This is a genomic window from Vibrio harveyi NBRC 15634 = ATCC 14126 = KCTC 12724 (assembly GCF_001591145.1).
Classification (GTDB): Bacteria; Pseudomonadota; Gammaproteobacteria; order Enterobacterales; family Vibrionaceae; genus Vibrio; species Vibrio harveyi.
The window spans coordinates 1-718 of record NZ_BCUF01000158.1 but is presented as its reverse complement, the minus strand read 5'-3'; the positions used below and the strand labels follow the sequence as shown (position 1 = coordinate 718).

The following is a 718-nucleotide window of genomic DNA, read 5'->3' as shown; positions in this document are numbered from 1 at the left end:
TTGGATTGCGTTGCTCACCCCTTAACAGGGCGTTAACTGCAAGGAGTGTACATTTGAGTGATGTAGTCAAATATTTTTCAGAGATTGATCCTGCGTTTATGTGGTTGTTTGGTTTGACGATTGTGGTTTTACCTATCCTTAGATTCGTTATAAGTCATCTCACCCAGAAGCATACTATTAAGCAAAAGAATTTAGAGTTACTCTTATCTGCATATAAGACAGAGTCAATGACTAAATGTGACGAGTTCGTTATTGAACATATTATTTCAGGTATATATAAAAGGCAGCTTTCTTTTCCTACGATTCAAGCATTGCTATCTAGTCGCTCTCCAATCGATAGTTTTGAAATTTACAAAAGAGTTAAAAACTATGTAAAACTGACTAACAATAAAAAGTCATTTAGGTTAAAGAAGAAATACGGTGTTATCAAAATCTGTGGCTATAAATTAGGTTATTGGGTTTCTGTTCGAGAATTTATCTATTATTTCGTTTCAATGATGATTTCATTTGGTCTTTCCGTAGTTGCTTACAATATGGCTCTTGGTTTGAAGGGAACGCTCTTGGAAAACATCCCAACCTTAATGGTAATTGTATTTATCTTATTAATTGTAGTTGTTTTGGTAGGAATCGGATTGCATTTTTTGAAAGTTCAAGGAAGCATTAGAAGTGTGAAGTATTTTTTGAGATTGCAGTTAACAAATTGTTAAAGAGGGATTCG

At 33.7% G+C, this 718-nt stretch carries 1 protein-coding gene; it reads left to right on the top strand.

Annotated elements, in window-relative coordinates; translation table 11 throughout:
* The coding region (locus tag VHA02S_RS24980) for a hypothetical protein (RefSeq protein ID WP_218000909.1) at positions 1-707 on the top strand (707 nt) is incomplete at its 5' end.
* Between the last annotated feature and the right edge of the window lie 11 nt (positions 708-718).